Genomic DNA, 19,842 nt, shown 5'->3' on the forward strand with positions numbered 1-19,842 from the left:
CGCTTCGCGCAACCTCGCCCACCGGGGCGAGGCGGCGTGGATCGCGGGGCGCCAGTCAGCCGCCTCTGCATCCTCTCAACAGTGAGGGGGTGCTGGACGCGGGAGGTCTCCTACCAGCCAGGTGGGCGCACCTACCTGCAAGCCCGTGGGCTTCACCCACGGGTAGTTGACTTCACCAAGCGGTCCAGCAACCTCGCCACCTCGGCCTCGGGGTCCCCCGTCAGTCCGCCGTGGATCGGCCCCGGTTGCACGATCGTGCTCCTCGGAGCGGTCAACCACCGGAAACGCTGCCCCTGCCGCTCACGCCCGGCGAACCCGGCCTCGGAGCCGCCACGGCACATCACCTCGATCGTCTCCAGGGCCCGCCGGACCCCCGCGACGTCCACCTGCGGGTCCACGGCCAGCAGGCGGGACTCGTCCAAGGCCGTACGGGACGCCAGGAAGGCCCGTTCCTGGCAGTACAGGATCACCCCGGCGTTCATGCACTCACCGCGCTCCAACCGCGGGATCACCCGCAACAGTGCGTACTCGAACACCGCACGCTCACGCTCCACACCCACCTGCCCGGTGGTCACCGTGGTGTACCTCTGGGTCACGACGCCACCTCCGGCAGCCAGGAACGGTCGGCCACCCGGGCGACCAAGTGCTTCACGTACGCCTCACGCACGTCCTCAGCCGAGTCGAACCCCGGCTCGTCCACCAGCCACTCGTCGGGCACCAGCCCCACCACGCCGCGCAGCAGGCCCTCGTCCACCAACGGCGCGAAGGCGGCGTCGGCCGCCGCCAGTTCCGGAGAGGACGCCGACAGGACGTGGTCGGAGGCGTCGTAGGGGCGCCTCACGAACCTGTCCGCGTGCGACCAGCTGTGGTGGAAGATCAGCGTCGCACCGTGATCGATCAGGTACGGCTGCCCATGCCACAGGAGCATGTTCGGATTGCGCCAGGAACGGTCCACGTTCCCGGTCAACGCGTCCAACCACAGCACCCGGCCGGCGAACCCCGGGTCCACCTCGAACGCCAGCGGGTCGAACCCCAGTGAACCCGGCAGGAAGTCCATCCCGAGGTTCAGACCTCCGCTGGCCTTGAGCAGTTCCTGGACCTCCTGATCCGGTTCACCGCGGGCGATGACCGCGTCGAACTCCACCACGGCCAACTCGGGAACCGGCAGCCCCAAAGCCCGGGCGAGCTCACCGGTGATGACCTCCGCCACCAAGGTCTTGCGCCCCTGACCGGCGCCGATGAATTTGACCACGTACATTCCCAGGTCGTCGGCCTCGACCAACCCCGGGAGCGAACCTCCTTCGCGCAGCGGCAGTACGTACCGCGTCGCGACCACGTTTTTCAGCACGCTGGCCAGCATAGGCACCGTTCCGCGGGGCCGTGCTCGGCGGACACTCCCGAGCGGACTCGAAGCCGACCGTGGGCCGGCGCGCTGAAGCGGACGCAGCGGCCCGCGATTCCTCGGGGCAACGGGGCATCCAACACCGCATGCTCCCGGCCCGGCTAAACAAGGCTGAACACGTTCTAGATACCGGCAGCCGCCGGGCACGACACGCCGAATCGACCCGCCACGAGCGGGGAGGAGACGGGCGGCGTAGCCGCGCGAATTCTTGTTGCTCTAGGGAGGTTCTACAGAACAGCTAAGCCACCTTTACGACGTAGATTTTAGATGGAGAAGCCATCGGAAGCCGAACCCTGACGCTTCACCTTCGCCGCAAAACACATGCCGAAGGGAGGGGCGGCATGCGCGGCCTCCCCTCCTCCCCGCCACTCCCTCCAGCGTGCCCGCACTCCCCTACCCCAAAGGGGCCATCCGCCCTGTGGAGGCGCTCCCCCGCAGGCCTCCCCGGGCATGAGCCCTGCGGACAGACCCCGCTCCCCTAAGCGCTCCTGCGGGCCCGCACCACGGCATCGACGATCGTCAGCTCCTCGCCGCCATGGCGGTGCACCGCTCGGGACCGGTCCTCGGCGACCAGGACCTCCCACCGTTCCGGATCCAGATCCCCCGCCACCTCGTCGGCCGTGAAGTGCACTTCCGGATCCGAACCGTGCGCGTGCGTGCTGTGCCCGTCCCCCGGGTGGTGACCGACGATGACCAGCGTTCCGCCCGGTGCGACCGCCGAGGCCAACCTCCCGAACAGCTCCCGGCGCGGACCCGTCGTGTGCACGTACTGGGTGGATACCAGGTCGTAGTACCCCTCAGGCGCAGACCAGACGGTCAGGTCGGCCCGCTCCCACTCGATCCGGTCCGCGACGCCGTCGCCGAGGCCGCGTGCCCGCTCGCGCCCCTGGTCCAGGGCGGTATGCGAGACGTCCACGGCGTGTACCCGCCAGCCGCGCGAGGCCAGCCATACGGCGTCGCCGCCACGGCCGCATCCCGCGTCCAACGCCGTGCCCGGCTCCAGATCGGCGACCTCCGCGGCCAGCTGCGGACTGGCCCACCGCTCCAGGGGCGGTCCGCCTTCACCGCGGTCCCGGTACCGCTCCTCCCAGTACTCCCTGCCGAACGTCTTGGCCACCGCATCCCCCTCGTTCACCATGGACACCTCCGCGGAGAGCATGTGCCACGGGCCGCCCCTGAGGCAATCTCTGTTGCCATTCTGGCAAGCTGGGCGGCATGGACGAAGCCCTCGACGACACCCTGTCCGCGGTCGGTCCCCGGCTGCGTGCCCTGCGCGGCCAACGCGGGACCACACTGGCCGACCTGTCCACCGCGACCGGTATTTCGGTAAGCACCCTGTCCCGGCTGGAGTCCGGCGCCCGCAAGCCCACACTCGAGCTCCTGCTCCCCCTCGCCAAGGCTCACGGCGTCACGCTCGACGAACTCGTCGACGCCCCACCCACAGGGGATCCCCGCATCCACATGCGCCCGGTCACCCGGCACGGCATGACCATGGTGCCCCTCACCCGCAGGGCGGGCGGCATCCAGGCCTTCAAGCTCGTGATCCCCGCAGAGAGCCACCGCAAGGAACCCGACCCCCAGACCCACGAGGGCTACGAGTGGCTCTACGTCCTCAACGGACGGCTCCGCTGCGTGCTCGGCACGCACGACCTGGTGCTCGTCCCCGGGGAGGCCGCGGAGATCGACACGCGGCTCCCCCACTGGTTCGGGGCCGCCGACCACGAGGCGGTCGAGTTCCTCAGCCTGTTCGGCCGCCAGGGCGAACGAGCCCATCTGCGCGCCCGGCCCAAGCAGAGGCACTCCCCCAAGGACGGCGCGCCGGAAACCTAGAGGTTGTCCTCGGGCAGCTCGCCCCAGCCCTCGCCCCCGTCCTCACCGGGGCTCGGGACGGAGGGCACCGGTGTGCTCGGGGCATCTTCGTCCTCGCCCGGGGAAGGGCTCGGCTCGGTCTCGTCGGCAGGTTCGGACTGTTCGAAGTCCGGCTGGCCGGTCGTGGGCATCTCCGGGGGCGGAAACTGCAGCATCCACATGTACAGCAGGAACACCACCAGCAAGAGCAGCGCCAACACCACGCCGAGGGCGCCGATCAACCACCAGTTGGCATCCCCCGAGGCCACCGCGCTGTCCCTGCGAACGGCCCAGGGTGTCCAGCGCACCGCCGAACCGCCGCGCTCCCCCGCCCAGTGCGGCATCACCAAGGGGCCCTGTGCGACCACCGGACCGCCGCGCCCGGCCTCTTCCAGGAAGTGGGCCGCGCCGGAGCCGCCGTCCCCGTAGGGCACCGCCACCCACAGCGCCGAACGCCCGCTGGTCCGCGCGGCGGCCACACCCTCACCGTCGCGCACCGCCCGCGCGAACCGCTCACGGGTCGGCTCGTCGATACCGGAGGCGTCGTTGAGCATCGCCACGCTCATCCGCTCACCAGACGCGTCCTTGCCGAGGTAGACCACCCCGAGCCGGGACTCGTTCAACCGCCCCAGCAGCCGGTACCCCCCGAGCTGGGGAGGGTCGACCTCCCGCAGCCCCCTCGTGGGAACCGTCATGAAACTCCGCCCCCTTGCCGACTCGTCCCCGTCCCCCTGTCGCGTCGTCTACCGAACCGCGGGCGCCGGAACGGGTAGTGTCGCCAAGAGGTGATCCACAACCTATCTCCTACCGGTGCCACGCACGGGGCACCCCATCTGGGAAGGCGGGACATGGCAGATACCTCACCTGGTAACGGCTCCGCTCCCTCGTCCGGGTCGGAGAGCAGTCCGGGCGAGCCGACCCGGTTGCTGCGCGCGGCTCTGCACGAGGTCTCGACGGTCATCGTCGGCCAGGAGCGGATGGTGGAGCGTTCACTCATCGCCTTGGTGGCCCAGGGGCACTGCCTCATCGAGGGGGTCCCCGGAATCGCCAAGACCCTGGCTGTGTCGACCATGGCCAAGGTCACCGGAGGGTCCTTCTCCCGGGTGCAGTTCACCCCGGACCTGGTGCCCTCCGACATCGTCGGCACGCGCATCTACCATCCCTCCACCGAGCGGTTCGACGTGGAGCTCGGACCGGTCTTCGCCAACTTCGTGCTCGCCGACGAGATCAACCGCGCCCCCGCCAAGGTGCAGTCGGCCCTCCTCGAGGTCATGGCCGAACGGCAGGTGTCCATCGGCGGGACCACCTACCCGCTCCCCTCCCCCTTCATCGTCATCGCCACACAGAACCCGGTGGAGTCCGAGGGGGTCTACCCGCTCCCGGAAGCCCAGCGCGACCGCTTCCTGATGAAGGTCAACGTGGGCCATCCCCAGGCACACGAGGAGATGGAGATCCTACGTCGGATGAGCTCCACTCCGCCGACCGCGCACCAGATCCTGGACCCGGTCACCGTCAGCGAGCTCCAGGCCGACGCCGAACGCGTGCACGTCCACCAGCTCATCGCCGACTACATCGTGCGCCTGGTCATGGCCACACGGGAGCCGCAGGAATACCAGATGCCGGACCTGCGCGAGGCCTTGGAGGTCGGTGCCAGTCCACGCGCCACGCTCGGCCTGGTGGCGTCGGCCCGGGCGCTGGCGCTGCTGCGCGGGCGCGACTACGTGCTGCCGGACGACGTCCGAGTCCTCGCCCACGACGTCATCGCGCACCGTCTGGTGCTCACCTTCGACGCCTTGGCCGACGGGATCACCCCTGACCAGGTGGTCGACCGCATCCTTTCCACCGTCCCGGCCCCCCGGGTGATCTGGGACGAACCGCCAAGCGGCGAGACCGCATCCTTCGCTGCACAGAGTTGATCTTGTGAACACACCCGCCATCGGTACCGATCCCCGTCTTCGCGCGGCGCTAAGGCGGTTGGATCTACGCATCGTGCACCGGCTGGACGGCCTGCTGCACGGCGAACACCTGGGGCTGCGGCTGGGGCCCGGCTCCGAGGCGGCCGAGGCCCGCCTGTACCAGCCGGGCGAGGACGACGTCCGCCACATGGACTGGGCGGTCACCGCCCGCACCGACACCCCTCACGTGCGCGACCTGGTCGCCGACCGGGAATTGGAGAGCTGGACGCTGCTGGACCTGTCTCCGAGCATGGACTTCGGCACGGGGCTGCGTTCGAAGCGCGACGTGGCGGTGGGTTCGCTGGTGGCTGCCAACGTGCTCACCCAGCGGGTGGGCGACCGGTTCGGCGCCCACTTCCTGCACCAGGGGCGCGTCCGGCGCTGGCCGGCGCGGTCGGGCAAGGAGGCCCTCCTGGCTTTGCTGGCGACAGTGGCCGCCGCGCCGCAAGGCGACCAGCGCGTGCCGGACCCGGAGCGCGCCAGCCTGGCCGACGCGATCAGCGACCTGGTGCGCACCCGGCGCCGGCGCGGACTGCGCGTCGTCATCTCCGACTTCCTCGACACACCCGCATTCGGCGGCGAGGTCACCTGGGAGCGCCCTCTGCGCCAACTGGCCTCGCGGCACCAAGTACTGGTGGTGGAGGTCCTGGACCCGCTCGAACTGGACGTGCCCGACGTCGGCGACGTGACCCTGCGCGACCCCTCCTCAGGACGGATCCGCGACGTGCGCCTGACCCGTGCGGTGCGGGAACGCTACCGGAAGGCAGCCGACAGCCAACGGTCCGCCATCCGATCCTCCCTGCGCCGCTGCGGGGTCCACCACCTGGTGTTGCGTACCGACCGGGACTGGGTACTGGACACCGCGCGGTTCGTGATCAATCAGCGCCGGACGGCGCACCACATGGCCCGGCACACCCCGGGGGTGCCGAGGTGACCAGGGCGGCGGCAACGGCGGTAGCGACGGCGACCAGAACGCGGGCGGTTCCCGCGGCACGACTGGCACGGGGGACGTGAGACCACGATGACCTTCACCTTCCTTGAACCCCACCGGCTGTGGTTGCTGCTGCTCATCCTGCTCTTGGTGGGCGCCTACGTCTTCGCGCAGAGGCAGCGGCGCCAGTACTCGATGCGCTTCACCAACCTGGAGCTGCTGAACCAGGTTGCGCCGCACCGGCCGGACATCCGCAGGCACACGCCCGCGGCCCTGTTCACCCTCACCCTGGCGGTACTCATCGCCGCGCTGGCGGTGCCCGCCATGCCGGTGGAGTCACCCCGGGAACGGGCCACGATCATGGTGGCGGTGGACGTGTCGCTGTCGATGGCCGCCACCGACATCGAGCCGGACCGGCTGCAGGCGGCTAAGGACTCCGCCCAAGGCTTCGTGGAGACGCTCCCCGAGCGGTTCAACGTGGGGTTGGTGTCGTTCTCCTCCACTGCGACGGTGGTGGCCCCACCGACGCAGGACCACGAGTCCGTGATCGCATCCATCGAGAACCTGCGGCTGGGGCCGGGGACCGCGATCGGTGAGGGGGTGTTCGCGTCCATGGAGGCCATCCGCAGCTTCGACGAGGACGCCGAGGAGGACCCGCCGCCGTCAGCGATCGTGCTGCTCTCCGACGGTGAGAACACCAGTGGGCGCGACATCCCGCAGGCCTCGGCCGTGGCCGCGGAGGAGGAGGTGCCGGTGTCCACGATCGCCTTCGGCACCGGGGCGGCGATGATCGAGATCGACGGCTACCAGGTGCCGGCCGATATCGACAAGGAAGCGCTGAACGGACTGGCCGAGGACACCGGGGGGAATTTCTACGAGGCCGAAAGCGACACCGAGCTCGACGAGGTCTACAACGATATCGGGTCCTCACTCGGCACGGAGTACGTGCATGAGGAGATCGTCACCCGGTTCGTCATGGTGGCGATCGTCCTGGCGGTGGCAACCGCATTGACCTCACTGCTGTGGTTCCAGCGCCTTCCCTGAGGATGGGTGACCCAATCCCCCCATTAGTGACTTTGGTCACACCCCTTAAGTCGGGGTTTACACCTTTTCCGACACGGTCACCAGTTAGCGTTGGCATGTTTGTCATGCCCATCTACATCGAGGAACGATGCCGAATACACCCGCACCCCCGGCCGCGATCTGCTTCGACCTGGACGACACCCTCATCGACGACGTCGCCGCGTCGTCCTCGGGTTTGCAGGCTGTCATGGAGCGGATCGGCCACACCGACTTCGGCGCCGCCCGCGCGCTCTGGGCCACACAGACCGAGATCTCCTTCGGCGCCTACCTGCGCGGCCAGCTCAACCTTGAGGAGCAGCGCCGCGAGCGCATCCGCGCCCTGGCCGTCCAGGCAGGCCACAACGACATCGCCGACCAGCACTGCGACGAGCTCTACCAGCTCTACCTGGACGGGCACCGCACAGGCTGGCAGGTCTTCCCCGAGACCTTCCCGGTGCTGAGCGCCCTGGGTTCGGCCGGCTACCGCCTGGCGATCCTCACCAACGGTGTGGAGGCACTCCAGCACGCCAAGCTCCAGGCCCTGGAACTGACGCCCTACTTCCACGCCGTGGTCTGCGCCGACACCGCCGGTGCCGGCAAGCCGGATCCGCGCATCTTCCAGATCACCGCCCAGCGCCTGGGCGTGGAGCCCGGTGCCTGCTGGCACGTGGGCGACCAGGTCCAGGCCGACGGCGTCGGGGCCGCGAGCTCGGGCATGCGTCCGATCATTGTCGACCGGCGGGCCCGTCAGCCCGTGGAGGGCATCACCACAGTGCCCGACCTGGACGGGCTTCTGGGGATGGTGGGCCTGCCCAGTGCGGCAACCACAGGCACGCTGTGACCCCGGCCGACGACTGGATGGTCCGTCGGGTCACCGCGCACCTGATCACCTCCGGCCCTGAGGGACCGGCCCTGCCCGGCGCCCGTGTGCTGTTCGGCGAGGATCCCGAGGACGTGGCACGCGGCCTGGGACGGTTGGCGCCGGACGCACCGCTGGTGGCCGTGGACGTGCTCACCGAGGTCGTGAGCCTGCACCGGGGCCGAGCACTGCACGTGGACCGCGTGGTCTTCGCCGAACCCCACCTGGCGTCCGCCTGGCCCGGGGTCGTACCCGCCGAGGGCCTGACTCCCGTGGTGCCCGCGCTGGTGGACGAAGAGGAGGCCCCGCCACCGGACGCGGCCCCCCGCATGCGCCGGTTCGCCTCCTACGGGATCGTCACCGACCCCGCCGGGCGCGTGCTGCTGACCCAGATCGCCGAGGGCTTCCCCGCGGCCGGAACCTGGCACCTGCCCGGCGGCGGTGTGGACACCGGTGAGGACGTGCGTGCCGCGCTGCGGCGCGAGGTACTCGAGGAGACCGGTCAGTACGGCGTGGTCGGTGAGCTCATCACCGTGGCCAGCCACCGCCGGACCCAGAGCTCGGGTACCGACATCTACTCGGTGTGGGTGTTCTCCCACGTTCACGTGGGAGAACCAAGCCCACCCCACGTGACCGAGGTGGACGGTTCCACGGCCGACTGCGGCTGGTTCAGCCCGGTCGAGCTGACCGAACTGCGGCTGTCCACCACCGCCAGGCGCGGCCTGGACTTCCTGGTGCGGCACAACCAGCGCTGAGCGCTCTCGCGCGGTGGAAAGGGCCTTAGGGCCGGGGCTTGCTACGGGACCCGTGCGGTCTAGAAACCGGTGCGGTGGCGCAACCACCACAGGCCCGCACCCATGCCCAGGACCAGCACACCGGTGCCGACCACGGGCAGGGGCAGGCTGGTCGCCAGGACCACGCACCCGACCAGGCCGGTGATCGGGGCGAGGATCGGCGGACGGTTCTCCTCGGGGCCCAGCCGCAGCGCCGAGGCGTTGGTGATGGCGTAGTAGACCAGGACACCGAAGGCGGAGAACGCGATCGCCCCGTGAAGGTCGGCGACCAGGATCAGGGCGATCACCACTGCGGCCACCACGGCCTCGGCCCGGTGGGGTACGCCGTAGCGCTCGTGCACGGTGGCCAGCGGGCGCGGCAGGTGTCCGTCGGCTGCCATGGCCGCGGTGGTGCGGGAGATACCCATCAGCAGGGGAACCAAGGCGCCAAGGCTGGCGATGGCCGCACCCGCCACCACGAACGGCACCATCATGGGGAACCCGGCGACCTGGACAGCGTCGACCAAGGGGGCGGTGCTGCCGGTCAGGCGCTCACGCCCCAACACGATGAGCAGGGCGGTACCGATCGCCAGGTAGAGGCACAGGACCACGCTCAGGGAGAGGGTGATCGCCCGGGGGATCGTGGTCGTCGGGTCGCGGACCTCGCCGCCCAAGGTGGCGATCCTGGCGTAACCCGCGAAGGCGAAGAAGATCATCCCGGCAGCACCGAGCACCCCGAAGGAGCCGGGCCACGGCCCCAGGCCCTCGACCTCGACGACCGCCGACAGGCGCCCGCTGAGGACCATCGCGGCGAACACCGCGGCCAGGACGGCCAAGACCAGGAGGAGCAGGACCTTGATGACAAAGGTCGACCTGCGCACACCCCTGTAGTTCACCGCAGCCAAGACCACGACCGCGGCGACGGCTATCGGCTTCTCCCAGCCCGGGAGCGTGTACGCGGCGAAGGTCAGGGCCATCGCCGCACACGAAGCGACCTTGCCGACGACGAAGGACAGGCCCGCCAAGTAACCCCAGAGTTCACCCAGGCGTTCGCGCCCGTAGATGTAGGTTCCGCCGTTCTCGGGGTGGCGGGCGGCCAATCGGGCGGAGGACACGGCGTTGCAGTAGGCGACCAGTCCCGCGATGAGGATGGCCACGGGCAGCCAGGCCCCAGCGCCCACCGCCGCCGGGGCGAAGACCGAGAACACGCCGGCGCCGAGCATCGCCGCGGCACCGATGGCGGCCGCGTCCACGGTGCCCAGCATCCGGGCGGGTCTGGCCTGCGGTCCGGAAGAAGTGGCCAACGGGTCTCCTTGAGTGAGTGCCTCCGACCTGGGTCGCGTCATCCTGGAACACCACCGGGTCGGTGTACGCGCCCCCTCCCGGTCGCCTCCGGCACGGGTCACGAGCCGCCGGGACCGGGAGACCCGCCGGAGCGGGACGAAAGTCGAGTCCGACTTCCGAGTGTGCCCGATCCGGATGACCGTCGGGTGCGAACCCCCCGTCACGGAGTGTCCGGTCCCGGACGCGCGGAGATCAGCTCGGCACGGGAAGGGGCCGGGACCGTGGACGGCAGCCAATACACAGCGAAGCCCCCGGCCGAAGCCGAGGGCCTGCCTGCCGTGGCACATATCTCACGTGAGCCGCCCGTCAGGCCCCTCTCAGGTCGGGCGCCACGGTGTTCCGGTGTTGTCGTTGATGTCCTCCGCGGCCACCTGGCGCAGCTGCCGTGAGAGGTCGGACAGTGCCCGGGAGACGGCGAGCTCCTCGCCAATCTCCGGCACGTCCAGGTCAGACGGGTGTTTGCGGGCCATACCGTGGCCGCGCAGGGCCGTGCCGTCGTCGGCCATCATGCCCACTTCGGCCCAGGTGCGCGCAGTGTCCCCGTCACTCTCCTCCGCCACGACCAGGTCGACGTTCCACCGCTTCATCGTCTGCATGGCATCCGTTCCCTCTCCGTCCGCGCCCGGGCCGGGCGGGTGTTCGATGTGCGCGTCGGGCCCCGGGTAGACCAAGGCGTCACGTCCCTGGTCTGTACCGAGCCACTGCACTCGGTAGGGCGGCGTCCCCTCCGCACCCCGGACTTCGGTGACCACCCCCGTGCGTCGGTGGGTGTCGGCGCTCGGACTCTCGACGATCAGGCGGTCTCCTACCTCAGCTCGCATGGGTCCCCCACAAACCTCGCTTATGTCCATCATCCGCACTCACCCGCACTCCGACAGGGGCTTGGGCGTTTCGTTTCCCGTGTTATGCGAGGTTTTTGCCGGCCCGACCCGCCGAAGGGCCCTGGTAGCGTCACGGCGTGGCCCAGCACTACTTCGACTCCGATCCGGGCGCCGCCAGCCGGCCCTCCAGCGCCGACTTGGTCCTGCCCGACCTGCACCTGCGCCTGCACACCGACCGCGGCGTCTTCTCACCCGACAAGGTCGACCTCGGCACGCGGGTCCTGTTGGAGAGCGTCCCGGCACCACCTGCCGAGGGGCGCCTGCTCGACCTGGGATGCGGTTACGGGCCCATCTCCCTGACGATGGCCGCACGCGCCCCCCATGCCCAGGTCCTCGGCGTGGACGTCAACGCCCGGGCCGTGGGCCTGGCCCGCCGCAACGCCGCCGAGCACGATCTGGGGCACGCGAGGTTCGCCGTGGTCTCCCCCGAGGGCGGCTTGGCCGTGGAGCAGGGCGACGGGGACGCACCCGCGACCCAGGACCTGCTGGGACCCTTCGACGCGATCTGGTCCAACCCGCCCATCCGCGTGGGCAAGAACGTGCTGCACTCGATGCTGCGTACCTGGCTCCACCGCCTCACTCCCACAGGCGTCGCCTACTTGGTGGTCCAGCGCCACCTCGGATCGGATTCACTGCAGAAGTGGCTCACGGACCAAGGCCTGCCGACTGAGCGGGTGGCCTCCCGCGCGGGCTTCCGTGTGCTGGCCGTGCGCCGGTCGCAGGGCACATAACTTCCAACGTGTCACAGGTCACGCGTGCGCGCGCGACCCCCGACCGGTAATCTGTACCGACCACCGCCGGAACCCCCGGCCCACACCACGAGGAACACACCGCAGTTGAGCACGCAGTTGCGTCCCACGGACGTCAAACGCCTGAACCGCCAGTGGCGCAGGCGCACCGAGGGGCGTCTGGCCCTACTCGTCGAGTCCGTCACCCAGCCCTACAACCTGGGGTCGATTCTGCGCACCTGCGCGACGTTCGGGGTCGACCGGCTCTGGCTCACGGGAAACAGCGCCGACCCCGACGACCCCAAGGTCGGCAAGACCGCGTTGGGCACCGCCGCCAAGGTCAGCCACCAGAGGCTGGCTACCACCGCCGAAGGTCTGGACGCCGCGCGCTCCGACGGCTTCAAGGTGGTCGCTGTCGAACTCGCCAAGGGTGCGGTGCCCCTGCACGCGGCTCCGTTGGAGCCCGACGTGTGCCTGGCTGTGGGTGCCGAGGACCACGGCTGCTCCCCCGCCCTCTTGGCGGGCGCGGACGCCGTCACGTACATTCCCCAGATCGGCCGGGTCGGATCGCTGAACGTGGCCGTGGCCACCGCGATCGCCCTCGCCGAGGCCCGCCGCCGTGAGTGGGCCACCCTCGACGGAGAGACCGACGCCCCTGTCGAAAGCTGAGCGGGCGGGAATCTTTTCCCGGCTTGCAGCGTCTCCGAGTTGACACAGGCCACTCCCATCACATATCCAACGCGCGCAAGCGCAGAGAGAGGAACAGTGGACCCGTCTCGAAGTACCAGCAGCATCCCTCAGGGATGCTGTGACCCAGACTCCGACGAGCCCCCTTCTGTGAAGGGCGCGCACCTTCGTAGGAACCCTGCCACCGGGCAGAACCAGGCGGTGCGTGCCCGATGAGCACCGTCCTCAGTATCGCCTTCGGGGCACTGGTGGTCTTTCTGATCACCGTGGTGACGGGATACTTCGTCGCCCAGGAATTCGGCTACATGGCGGTCGACCGCTCGCGGCTGAAGGCGCGCGCCGCCGCGGGTGACACCGGCGCCAAACGCGCCCTGGCCATCACCAGTCGAACATCCTTCATGCTTTCCGGTGCCCAGCTGGGCATCACGGTCACCACCCTTCTGGTCGGTTACGTCGCCGAACCGATGATCGGCCAGGGTGTCGGTGAACTTCTCGGTGTCGCGGGTGTACCGGCCGGCACCGGCCTCGCCATCGGCATCGCCCTGGCCATCCTGTTCTCCACCGTCATCCAGATGGTGTTCGGCGAGCTCTTCGCCAAGAACCTGGCTATCGCCCGCCCCGAGCCGGTGGCCCGCTGGCTGGCCCTGTCCACCGGCATCTATCTCAAGGTCTTCGGCCCCGTCATCTGGCTGTTCGACCAGGCGGCGATCTGGCTGCTGAAGCTGGTGAAGATCACCCCGGTGGAGGACGTCCAGCACGCGGCGACCCCGCGTGACCTGGAACGGATCATCGCTGAATCCCGTGAGACCGGCGACCTTCCCGCTGAGGTGTCCACCCTGCTGGACCGCACCCTGGACTTCCACGACCGCACCGCCGGGCACGCGATGATCCCGCGTCCCGAGGTGACCACCGTGGAGGAGGGCGAACCGGTCAGCCGGGTCGTGGAACTCATGGCCTCCGACCACTCCCGTTTCCCGGTCCTGGGCGACGGCGTGGACGACATCGTGGGCGTGATCTGCCTGCGCGACGTGCTCGCGCTGGGCGACCGGGACCTGTCCGGTGTCCGGGTCAGCGAGGTGGCCCGGCCGACCGTCATGGTCCCGGCCTCCCTCCCCCTTCCGGGTGTGCTGGACCAGCTCCGCGAGGCCGATGAGGAGTTCGCCTGTGTGGTGGACGAGTACGGCGGCCTGGCCGGCGTCATCACCACCGAGGACCTGGCCGAGGAGTTGGTCGGTGAGATCGCCGACGAGCACACCCCCGAAGAGGAGTCCCCCGCGCACTTGGACGGGGAGAACGGCTACGTCGTCCCCGGGGCGCTGCACATCGACGAGGTCGAGCGGTTGATCGGCCACGACCTGCCCTCGGGTGACTACGAGACCATAGGGGGTCTGGTCATCCACGAGCTGCACCGCCTGCCGGGTGTGGGCGACCGGGTGGACCTGCCCCTGCCCCGGCCGGCCAGCGCCCATGACGGCGACCCCGACATGGCGCTGACCCTGACGGTGAACGCGGTCCAGCGACACGTGCCGCACACGGTGGAGCTGCGGCTGCACGAGGCCGCTGACGAGGGCGCACGGGAGGTGCGGGCATGAGTGACATGAACGTGTGGTTGGCCATGGTGCTGACCGTGGTGTTCATCGCGCTGAGCGGCTTCTTCGTGGCGATCGAGTTCGCCTTGGTGGCGGCCCGGCGCTACCGGTTGGAGGAGGCCGCGCACAGCAGCGCCTCGGCGCGGGCGGCGCTCAAGAGTGCCCGAGACCTGTCGCTGCTGCTGGCCGGCTCCCAACTGGGTATCACCCTGGCCACGTTGGCTCTGGGAGCGGTGTCCAAGCCGGCCTTCCACCAGCTGTTGGAGCCCTTGTTCGGTGGTCTGCCGACCGGTGTCTCCTACGTGCTTGCGTTCACCTTCTCCCTGATCATCGTGACGTTCCTGCACCTGGTCGTGGGCGAGATGGCCCCCAAGTCCTGGGCGATCTCGCACCCGGAGAAGTCCGCGACCATGCTGGCGATCCCGATGCGGGCCTTCATGTGGGTGACCCGGCCGGCGATCGTGATGCTGAACGGTATGGCCAACTGGGTACTGCACCGCTTCGGGGTGCAGGCGGTGGACGAGCTGGTAACCGGCCACAACCCGGAGGACGTGCGGGAGCTGGTCGAGCACTCGGCCAAGGCGGGCGCACTGGACTCGGAGCGCCGCGACCAGCTGGCCACGGCGCTGGAGGTCAACTCCCAGCCGCTGCACGAGCACGTCACCCCGCGTGAGGAGATCGCTTGGGTGGCACCGGAGGCGGGTTTGGACGAGATCAAGCGCGTCTCCCGTGAGTCCACGCACCTGCGGCTGGTCGTGATGGAGGGCGGTGAGCCCATCGGTGTCCTGCACGTGCGCGAGGTGCTCACGAGCCCGGCCGGGACCACCGCCGCCGACCTGATGCGCCCGGTGCTGACGTTGGCCGCGAGCACGCCGATGTACGCGGCCATGGGCATCATGCGGGAGAGCCGCAGCCACCTGGCCCTGGTCGAGGAGGAGGGTGAACTGGTGGGTCTGGTGACCCTCCAGGACATCCTGGACCGGCTTCTGCTGTTGGACACCGCCGCTTAGGAGCCGCGGTTCCGGTATCCCACGGGGAGGGCCAATGGCCCTCCCCGTTTCGTGTCGCAGGGCGCCGTGTTCGGTGCCCTGTGCGGCGCGGATCTGCGGGTGAGGAAGGACGTAGGGGGCTGATTGGCTGCTCCCCTCCCTGAAGGAAGGGGATTCCCTACCCTCACGAGAACTGCGGGGATCCACGGCTCAGGCCGCCTGATCGCCCTGCGAACGATCAGGTCTGACGCCCTCAACACCGACCGGGCTCAGACCCGCCCGGACCAGCATCACACGCGCGGAGTTGCGATCCCGGGGCCGGGAAACTCCGCACGCGGTACAGGTGTAGATGCGTTCGGACAGCGGCCGCGGATCGCTGGGGCGCGGGCCGCGCACACGTCGGGCCGGCCACACCTGGGTGTGACCGGCCCTCGGTTCGCGGTCCCGCCGGGAGACCTAGGCGGTCTTCGTGGTCAGCTTGACCTCGATGTTGCCGCGGGTGGCGCGGGAGTAGGGGCACATCTGGTGGGCGTCGGCCACGAGCTTCTCCGCATCGGCCTGCTCCAGGCCCGGGATGGTGACGGTCAGATCGACCGCGATGTCCAGGCCCTCGTCGCCCTTGCCCAGGCTGACCTGGGCGTCGATGGTGGAGCTGTCGACGTTGGCCTTGGCCTGGCGGGCGACGTTCTTCAGGGCACCGTGGAAGCAGGCACCGTAACCGACGGCGAAGAGCTGCTCGGGGTTGGTGCCCGGGCCGTCGTCACCGCCCAGGCCCTTGGGCACGGACAGGTCGACCGAGAGACGGTCGTCGTCGGTCCGCCCGAAGCCCTTGCGACCCTCGCCGGAGACGCTGGCGTTAGCGGTGTAGAGAACGTTGTAGGCCATACTGATCCCTCTCTCGGGCCCGACCGTTCGCCGGGCCCCGTGTTGAGCTGGTGTGGTGTGGTTCAGCTTCCGGAGTCGGCGCCGCGGTCGGTTCGCTTGGCGGACCCCTCCACGGCGTCCGTCACCGAACGGGTGACGTGGTCGAGCAGCGCGCGCAGGTCTTTCACCCGTTCTGGGGGCAGGTCGGTCGCGCACAGGACTTGTTCGGGGATCTCCCCGGCCCGGTCGCGCAGCTTGGCACCCTGCTCGGTGATGCTGACGTGGACGATGCGTTCGTCTTCGGGCCCCCGTCTGCGGGTGAGGAGCCCGGCGCTCTCCATCCGGCGCAGCAGTGGTGAGAGCGTGCCCGTGTCCAGGTTCAGGGCCCGACCCAGTTCCTTGACCGGCAGGGTGCTCCGTTCCCAGAGCACGAGCATCACCAGGTACTGCGGATAGGTGAGGTCCAGGTCGGTGAGGAGCTCCCGGTAGAGCCCGGTCAGTGCGCGGGACGCGGTGTAGAGGGAGAAGCACAGCTGCCGGTCCAGCGCGAGGGGGTTTCCCCTGTCGGCACCTGACATGAACCCTCCCTCTCGTGCGTGGCCGCTCGGCGCCACCGTATCAGAAACTCATTGCGCACAACATGGTTGGACACAACTAATAGGGGACACAACGCCCCAGAAGGAAGACCCCGAGGCTTCGGGCCCGCGCCGGTCGGCGCGGGCCCGACGGTTCAGAGGAAGCGCACGCCCTGGGCCAGGGGCAGCTCACCGCCGTAGTTGACGGTGTTGGTCGCCCGGCGCATGTACGCCTTCCAGGAGTCCGAACCCGACTCCCTGCCGCCTCCGGTGTCCTTCTCACCGCCGAAGGCGCCACCGATCTCCGCACCGGAGGTACCGATGTTGACGTTGACGATGCCGCAGTCGGACCCGGCCGCGGCCAGGAAACGCTCGGCCTCGGCCTGGTCCTGGGTGAAGATCGCCGACGACAGGCCCTGCGGCACCCCGTTGTGCAGTTCCACCGCCTCCTCGAAGGTGCGGTAGGTCAGCACGTACAGGATCGGCGCGAAGGTCTCCTCCCGCACCACCTCCGTCTGCCCCGGCATCCGTACGACCGCGGGCTCGACGTAGTAGGCGTCCGCGGCGTCCTTCTCCAGGCGCCGCTCACCACCCACCAGCACATCGCCGCCGTCGGCCTTGGCCTGCTCCAAGGCGCCAAGCATGGCCTTGTGCCCGCGCTCCCCCACCAGCGGACCGACCAGGGTCGACTCCTCGTAGGGGTCCCCGATGCGCTCGCGCAGCTGCTTGTAGCCGTCCACGACCCGCTCGGTGACCTCGTCGACCACGTCCTCGTGCACGATCAGTCGGCGCAGCGTGGTGCAGCGCTGCCCTGCGGTCCCCGCCGCCGAGAACACGCTGCCGCGCACCACCAGGTCCAGGTCCGCGGAAGGGCCCACCACCGCGGCGTTGTTCCCGCCCAGCTCCAACAGGTAGCGGCCCATCCGGGCGGCCACCTTGGGCGCCACGGTCCGGCCCATCGCGGTCGAGCCGGTGGCCGACAGCAACGACACCCGCTCGTCGCTCACCAGGACGTCGCCGACCTCGGCCCCGCCCAGCACCACACGGTGGACGTCGGAGGGCGCGCCGACCTCGCCCGCGGCGCGCATGAGCAGCCCGTGGCAGCCCAGCGCGGTCAGAGAGGTCAGTTCGGAGGGCTTCCACACGACGGTGTTCCCGCACACCAGCGCCACGCAGGTGTTCCACGACCACACGGCGACGGGGAAGTTGAAGGCGGTGATCACACCGACCACGCCCAGCGGGTGCCAGGTCTCCATAAGCCGGTGTCCGGGCCGTTCGGAGGGCATAGTGCGCCCGTAGAGCTGCCGGGACAGGCCCACGGCGAAGTCGCAGATGTCGATCATCTCCTGGACCTCGCCCAAGGCCTCGGAGCGGATCTTGCCCGCCTCGATGGTGACCAACTCGGCCAGGTCGGCCTTGTGCTCGCGCAGCAGCTCACCGAACCGGTAGACGAGCTGTCCGCGCTCCGGGGCGGGGGTGTCCCGCCAGGCGGAGGTGAAGGTGTCCCGCGCCGTTGCCACGGCACGCGTGGTGGACTCCGGGGTGTCGAACTCGACGGGAAACAAGTCCTGGCCGGTGATCGGCGTACGAGCCGCGCCGGGAGCCCCGAGAGGTTCGGGCAGATGGGTTACACCGCACCGTTCCAGAGCGGTCCTGGCCCGGTCGGCGAGGACCTCGGTGTCGGGGAGGGCACCATTGTGCATGTGTTTCTCTCTCCGTTGAGAGGGGGAGACGGTCACCACTCACCCTGTCAACTCCGGGGCCCCCGGTCCACCCCCAGCGTCCAGACCCCGACCGTGGCGCGGCCCCGCCCCGGCGTGTCAGTGGGGGACGTTAGACTCGCACGGCCCGTACCCAACCCAGACAGCTGGCCCGTGCACCACGACACCACTCCCGAAGAGGACCGCGCTGAACGCCCCGAGCCCCGGCTGGTCCTGGCCCGCTCCGGATTCAGCGCGGCCGAGCCCCTGTTCACCGCCGACCTGCGCGCGAGCACCGACCTGAACCAGGCCAGGGAGGCGATCGCCTCGCACGCCTCCCGACTGTGGACCGAATCCACCCGCACCCGGGGCGGCCCCGTCGACGACCGCCCCCTGTACTGGGCCCGCCTGGTGCTCTCCTCCCGCCTGCGCACCTGGGAGCCCTCCTTCCCCCTGTCCGACGCGGAGCGCGACGAGCTCATCCACCTGCTCGACACCACGTCCCGCGGCATCACCGACCTGGATTTCCCTCCGGGTGACCGGTGGGTCCGAGTGGTGGTCACGGGGTTCGACCCGTTCCGTCTGGACGAGGACCTGGAGTGCTCCAACCCGTCCGGGGCCTCGGCCCTGGACCTCAACGGGTGGACCTTCCCCGTGGGGGAGCGCACCGCCGTGGTGCGCTCGGCCGTCTTCCCGGTGCGCTGGGCCGACTTCGACGCCGGGCTGGTGGAAGAAGCCCTGGCCGGACAGTACGGGGTGGCCGACGCGGTCATCACGCTGAGCCGAGGCCGCCCCGACCGGTTCGACCTGGAGGTCTGGAACGGCGTGTGGCGGGGAGGCGGCCGGGACAATCTGGGGGTGTCCCGGACCGGCCGCGCCCCGGTGCCCGGCCCCCAGGCTCCGGAGTGGACGCGCTCCTCCCTGCCCGCGGAGCGGATAGTGGAGGCGGTGGCCGGACGCTACACGGTCGTGGCCAACACCGAGGTGACCGAGGTCCCCGTCGGCGGCGACGAGCCCGTGCACCGCCCGCACGGCCCCAACCCTGATTCGTCGGCGCGGCGCGGAGGCGGCGGCGACTACCTGTCCAACGAGATCGCCTACCGGAACACGCTTCTACGCGACCGCGCCGGGACCGAGACCGCCGCCGGGCACGTACACCTGCCCAAGACCTCGCGGCCGGACGAGCACGTGGACGCGCTGGCACAGGTGAGGGCCATCGTGGCCTCCGTGGCGGGGTAAAGGCCACGGATTGACTGCTCCCCTCCCTGAAGGAAGGGGATTCCTGCCTTCAGGGAAACTGCGGGGATTCGCGGCTCAGGCCGCCTGTTCGTCCTGCGGACGATCAGGTCTGACGCCCTCAACACCGCCCGGGTTCAGACCCGCCCGGACCAGCATCACGCGCGCGGAGTTGCGGTCCCTGGGCCGGGACACCCCGCACGCGGTACAGGTGTAGGTACGTTCGGACAGCGGCAGGCGGTGCTTGGCTCTCGCCCCGCAATCACCGCAGTCCATCGTGGTGTGGGCCGGTCGCACCAGGTACACAGCCCTCTGGTGTTTGCGGCCCATCTCGATCAGCGCCTGCTTGGTGGCACCGATCGCGGCATCGGCGGCTTTGCGGGCCATGGTCGACTTGGCCAGGAACTTCGGTCGGAAGT

General features: G+C 69.9%; 21 protein-coding genes. 11 read left to right on the top strand and 10 right to left on the bottom strand.

Going from position 1 to position 19,842, the window contains the following annotated elements:
• Positions 1-152 precede the first annotated feature (152 nt).
• From ACYVDG_RS30965 to ACYVDG_RS30975, 3 genes are all read right to left on the bottom strand, one after another.
• A complete protein-coding gene (locus ACYVDG_RS30965; protein ID WP_460762876.1) occupies positions 153-596 on the bottom strand; it encodes a DUF3037 domain-containing protein in 444 nt (147 codons plus the stop codon).
• The gene (locus ACYVDG_RS30970; RefSeq protein ID WP_460762879.1) at positions 593-1,360 is read right to left on the bottom strand and encodes a HipA family kinase; all 768 of its coding nucleotides are present in this window, start codon (positions 1,358-1,360) and stop codon (positions 593-595) included. The genes ACYVDG_RS30965 and ACYVDG_RS30970 overlap by 4 nt, the downstream gene beginning before the upstream one ends.
• Before the next feature lie 520 nt (positions 1,361-1,880).
• Entirely contained in the window at positions 1,881-2,561 is a 681-nt protein-coding gene (locus tag ACYVDG_RS30975) for a class I SAM-dependent methyltransferase (RefSeq protein WP_460762882.1), read from the bottom strand.
• 56 nt (positions 2,562-2,617) lie between these two features.
• Here ACYVDG_RS30975 and ACYVDG_RS30980 point away from each other — a divergent pair, with 56 nt between their 5' ends.
• Positions 2,618-3,232: a helix-turn-helix domain-containing protein gene (locus ACYVDG_RS30980; RefSeq protein ID WP_460762885.1), complete on the top strand. Its 615-nt coding sequence runs from the start codon at positions 2,618-2,620 to the stop codon at positions 3,230-3,232.
• Here ACYVDG_RS30980 and ACYVDG_RS30985 read toward each other — a convergent pair.
• Positions 3,229-3,945: a hypothetical protein gene (locus ACYVDG_RS30985; RefSeq protein WP_460762888.1), complete on the bottom strand. Its 717-nt coding sequence runs from the start codon at positions 3,943-3,945 to the stop codon at positions 3,229-3,231. The two genes, ACYVDG_RS30980 and ACYVDG_RS30985, sit on opposite strands and share 4 nt — an antisense overlap.
• Positions 3,946-4,098: 153 nt before the next feature.
• Here ACYVDG_RS30985 and ACYVDG_RS30990 point away from each other — a divergent pair, with 153 nt between their 5' ends.
• From ACYVDG_RS30990 to ACYVDG_RS31010, 5 genes are all read left to right on the top strand, one after another.
• On the top strand, positions 4,099-5,166 hold the full coding sequence (locus ACYVDG_RS30990; protein ID WP_460762892.1) for an AAA family ATPase: 1,068 nt from the start codon (positions 4,099-4,101) through the stop codon (positions 5,164-5,166).
• Positions 5,167-5,170: 4 nt separating this feature from the next.
• Positions 5,171-6,139, top strand: a complete 969-nt coding sequence (locus tag ACYVDG_RS30995; RefSeq protein WP_460762895.1) for a DUF58 domain-containing protein — start codon at positions 5,171-5,173, stop codon at positions 6,137-6,139.
• An 87-nt stretch (positions 6,140-6,226) separates the two neighbouring features.
• On the top strand, positions 6,227-7,180 hold the full coding sequence (locus tag ACYVDG_RS31000) for a VWA domain-containing protein (RefSeq protein ID WP_460762899.1): 954 nt from the start codon (positions 6,227-6,229) through the stop codon (positions 7,178-7,180).
• Positions 7,181-7,307: 127 nt separating this feature from the next.
• Positions 7,308-8,039 (top strand): HAD family hydrolase, encoded by a 732-nt coding sequence (locus ACYVDG_RS31005; RefSeq protein ID WP_460762904.1) that lies wholly within the window; start codon positions 7,308-7,310, stop codon positions 8,037-8,039.
• A complete protein-coding gene (locus ACYVDG_RS31010) occupies positions 8,036-8,812 on the top strand; it encodes an NUDIX hydrolase (RefSeq protein ID WP_460762908.1) in 777 nt (258 codons plus the stop codon). Before ACYVDG_RS31005 ends, ACYVDG_RS31010 begins: the two co-directional genes overlap by 4 nt.
• Before the next feature lie 59 nt (positions 8,813-8,871).
• On the opposite strand, the gene ACYVDG_RS31015 is transcribed toward ACYVDG_RS31010, so the two are convergent.
• Together ACYVDG_RS31015 and ACYVDG_RS31020 are read right to left on the bottom strand one after the other, a co-directional pair.
• Complete coding sequence (locus ACYVDG_RS31015; protein WP_460762913.1) at positions 8,872-10,134, bottom strand: APC family permease; 1,263 nt, start codon at positions 10,132-10,134, stop codon at positions 8,872-8,874.
• A gap of 357 nt (positions 10,135-10,491) precedes the next feature.
• The gene (locus tag ACYVDG_RS31020; RefSeq protein ID WP_460762917.1) at positions 10,492-10,995 is read right to left on the bottom strand and encodes a dsRBD fold-containing protein; all 504 of its coding nucleotides are present in this window, start codon (positions 10,993-10,995) and stop codon (positions 10,492-10,494) included.
• A gap of 137 nt (positions 10,996-11,132) precedes the next feature.
• On the opposite strand from ACYVDG_RS31020, the gene ACYVDG_RS31025 reads away from it, so the two are divergent.
• From ACYVDG_RS31025 to ACYVDG_RS31040, 4 genes are all read left to right on the top strand, one after another.
• Positions 11,133-11,786, top strand: coding sequence for a class I SAM-dependent methyltransferase (locus tag ACYVDG_RS31025; protein WP_460762920.1), 654 nt, complete (start codon positions 11,133-11,135; stop codon positions 11,784-11,786).
• Positions 11,787-11,891: 105 nt separating this feature from the next.
• Entirely contained in the window at positions 11,892-12,452 is a 561-nt protein-coding gene (locus tag ACYVDG_RS31030; RefSeq protein ID WP_460762924.1) for a TrmH family RNA methyltransferase, read from the top strand.
• Between the two features lie 230 nt (positions 12,453-12,682).
• The gene (locus ACYVDG_RS31035; RefSeq protein WP_460762927.1) at positions 12,683-14,062 is read left to right on the top strand and encodes a hemolysin family protein; all 1,380 of its coding nucleotides are present in this window, start codon (positions 12,683-12,685) and stop codon (positions 14,060-14,062) included.
• Positions 14,059-15,069, top strand: coding sequence for a hemolysin family protein (locus ACYVDG_RS31040; RefSeq protein WP_460762931.1), 1,011 nt, complete (start codon positions 14,059-14,061; stop codon positions 15,067-15,069). The genes ACYVDG_RS31035 and ACYVDG_RS31040 overlap by 4 nt, the downstream gene beginning before the upstream one ends.
• Before the next feature lie 435 nt (positions 15,070-15,504).
• On the opposite strand, the gene ACYVDG_RS31045 is transcribed toward ACYVDG_RS31040, so the two are convergent.
• The 3 genes from ACYVDG_RS31045 to amaB all read right to left on the bottom strand — a co-directional run bounded on the left by ACYVDG_RS31045 (position 15,505) and on the right by amaB (position 18,190).
• Positions 15,505-15,933 carry an organic hydroperoxide resistance protein gene (locus ACYVDG_RS31045; RefSeq protein WP_460762934.1) on the bottom strand — a complete coding sequence of 143 codons (429 nt, stop codon included), beginning with the start codon at positions 15,931-15,933 and terminating at the stop codon, positions 15,505-15,507.
• A gap of 62 nt (positions 15,934-15,995) precedes the next feature.
• The gene (locus ACYVDG_RS31050) at positions 15,996-16,490 is read right to left on the bottom strand and encodes a MarR family winged helix-turn-helix transcriptional regulator (RefSeq protein ID WP_460762937.1); all 495 of its coding nucleotides are present in this window, start codon (positions 16,488-16,490) and stop codon (positions 15,996-15,998) included.
• A gap of 152 nt (positions 16,491-16,642) precedes the next feature.
• Complete coding sequence (amaB, locus tag ACYVDG_RS31055) at positions 16,643-18,190, bottom strand: L-piperidine-6-carboxylate dehydrogenase (RefSeq protein WP_460762940.1); 1,548 nt, start codon at positions 18,188-18,190, stop codon at positions 16,643-16,645.
• Positions 18,191-18,361: 171 nt separating this feature from the next.
• Here amaB and ACYVDG_RS31060 point away from each other — a divergent pair, with 171 nt between their 5' ends.
• A complete protein-coding gene (locus tag ACYVDG_RS31060; RefSeq protein ID WP_460762943.1) occupies positions 18,362-19,426 on the top strand; it encodes a pyroglutamyl peptidase in 1,065 nt (354 codons plus the stop codon).
• A gap of 75 nt (positions 19,427-19,501) precedes the next feature.
• On the opposite strand, the gene ACYVDG_RS31065 is transcribed toward ACYVDG_RS31060, so the two are convergent.
• A partial coding sequence (locus tag ACYVDG_RS31065; protein ID WP_460762946.1) for a zinc ribbon domain-containing protein occupies positions 19,502-19,842 on the bottom strand: 341 nt, incomplete at its 5' end.

It is taken from the genome of Nocardiopsis oceani (genome assembly GCF_054777395.1).